Annotated in this window: 3 protein-coding genes; 1 reads left to right on the forward strand and 2 read right to left on the reverse strand. The window is 40.7% G+C overall.

The window, feature by feature from the left end; all coding sequences use genetic code 11:
- A partial coding sequence (locus AB4653_RS24895) for a YajG family lipoprotein (protein ID WP_372105567.1) occupies positions 1-291 on the reverse strand: 291 nt, incomplete at its 3' end.
- A gap of 66 nt (positions 292-357) precedes the next feature.
- Entirely contained in the window at positions 358-1509 is a 1152-nt protein-coding gene (locus tag AB4653_RS24900; RefSeq protein ID WP_009848369.1) for a class I SAM-dependent methyltransferase, read from the reverse strand.
- A 174-nt stretch (positions 1510-1683) separates the two neighbouring features.
- On the opposite strand from AB4653_RS24900, the gene bolA reads away from it, so the two are divergent.
- The gene (gene bolA, locus AB4653_RS24905) at positions 1684-1992 is read left to right on the forward strand and encodes a transcriptional regulator BolA (protein ID WP_009848370.1); all 309 of its coding nucleotides are present in this window, start codon (positions 1684-1686) and stop codon (positions 1990-1992) included.
- Positions 1993-2257: the final 265 nt, after the last annotated feature.

A 2257-nucleotide genomic window follows, 5' to 3' on the forward strand; every position in this document is an offset into this window, starting at 1 on the left:
GTTTACGCTTGCACGAAAACCTTGAGACTCCAATTGTTGAGCAATAGCGTTTTCTAGAGAAATACGCATGTTTTGCTTAGCGTGAATTGGCTGAATGTTTGAACGGCCACTATCAACCAATGCAACATATTGAGCGGCACGAACATCTTTACTGGTTAGTGTGTATGTTTTGCCTTGTACAAGGTTGCTTGAGCTTAGTGAAGCTTCTGGCATTACGTTGATCTGTTCTTGCTGAGGGGCTGAACATGCTGTCAAAGCTAAAATAGAAGCAGCCAAAATCAGTTTTTTCATTCCTTTATCCTTTCTAAATTCACACCAGGAGCTCGGTATCTTAAATTCTTGTGACGTCATTTCTGCTTATTTATTAAAATTCGCAGGTTCTCTTGTTGCTTGTAATATCTCAAATTTCTGGTTCAGTTCAAGCGTTTCAACGTTTGCTTCACCAAATAGTCTTGCTAGTTTGACATCGTATCCGAGGTGTCGGTTACCAATAACAATTAATTTGCCTCCGTTGCTAAGAACATGCTTTGCATCACAGAACATTTGCCATGCAATGTGATCTGTAATCGCTTGTTGTTGGTGGAACGGAGGGTTACACATAACTAAGTAAGTGCTGTTTTTCTTAAAACCATCTAAACAGTTATTGGCGATGAACTGGAAATTACCTTCTTCGCCAAGGTTATCCTTAATATTTTGGCGCGCTGATTCCACTGCCATAAAGCTTTCATCAACACAGGTGATACGTGCTTGTGGGTTTAATTGCCCAGCTTTTACACTCAATACACCGTTGCCACAACCTAGGTCGATGATATGACGCAGTTCAGGATCTTGAGGGATGTGCTCTAGCATATAGCGAGCGCCTTGATCGAGTGCCTCGCCTGAGTAAACGTTCGGTAAATTTTTCAGGCGAATATCTTCACCGTCGACATCCCATTCAACAAAAGGTTCGACCGTTTGAAGCGGCTGACAATTTGGTGAAGAGAAAACCAAGCGATGTTTCTTCTTCGCTAGAGAAGTTTTGGTTTCACCTAGGTATTTTTCGAAAATATTAAGTGTAGATGTGTGGATGTCTTTTACTTTGTTTACACTGATGACTTGGCAGCCTTCTGGCAACGCTTGGCGTAGTTGGCTCAATTGCCATACTAGATGACGGTTTGTTTTCGGTAGTTGCATGATCACAAGGTCGATACCGTGTGGGATATCATCCATCGTATTCAGGAAGTTCACACGGTTACTTTGATTGCGCTGCAAGTTTTTTAGCGCACCGCGATGAGAGATAAACGAGTCGCTCATCATGGTGACATCATGATCTTTAGAGAACCATGCCGACAGGGCACCAAAGCTATCGTTCATGATCAGGATGTGTTTGCCAGGTTCAAGATTCATCTCTTCAACGTGACTAATAATGTATTCGTCGCCCGCATCCCAAGCTTGAAGGGTTTCATTTGAACGGTTGGGGAAACGATGTAAGGTCAAAGTTCTATCGAGAAGAGTAAGTTCGGTTTTCATAGCTTGAGATACTTATGTAAGAAATAACAAAGATATTGTCTCAAATGCAGCCTGAACAAGATAGAAAAAACTCAACCAAACCTAAGTCGTTCGTTATGAAATACTCAGACAGTCGACCAGTTAGGGTTTATACTTCCCCCACAGATAATGCCAATACGTTATTAAGGAATCATAATGATCCAAGAAGTTATCGAAACAAAATTGCACAATGAGTTTTCACCAAGTCATTTAAACGTGGTCAATGAGAGCTACATGCACAATGTTCCGGCTGGTTCTGAGAGTCATTTTAAAGTGATTGTTGTCAGCGATGCGTTTGAAGGCTTGCGCCTTATTGGTCGTCATCGAGCGGTAAATAAAGCACTTTCAGAAGAGCTAGCGAATAATATTCACGCACTATCTATTCACACTTATACAAAAGATGAATGGATGAAGCAACTCGATAACGTGCCAGACAGCCCTATGTGTATGGGCGGTGGTAAGTAATAAAACTAACTGATAGAAGAGGTGGCGATGCTGCCTTTTTTATCGCCAGGCTGATGTGTTTTTAGGGTTTATATCACTCAAATTGATGTCAAATTAGGCGTCTTTAAATACCCACAATGAGTAATGTTTTTATTAACAGTGTTTCAACATAACTCGTAAAATATTAGTTTGTGACAGAGTATTAATCTCTTGTTTAAAACACGATTCAAAAGCCATTTTATCTGTGCGGCTCGTCAAATTTATACATATTTGAGAGTCCATATGC

The organism is Vibrio sp. 10N.222.48.A3 (assembly GCF_041475345.1).
GTDB lineage: Bacteria > Pseudomonadota > Gammaproteobacteria > Enterobacterales > Vibrionaceae > Vibrio > Vibrio tasmaniensis_A.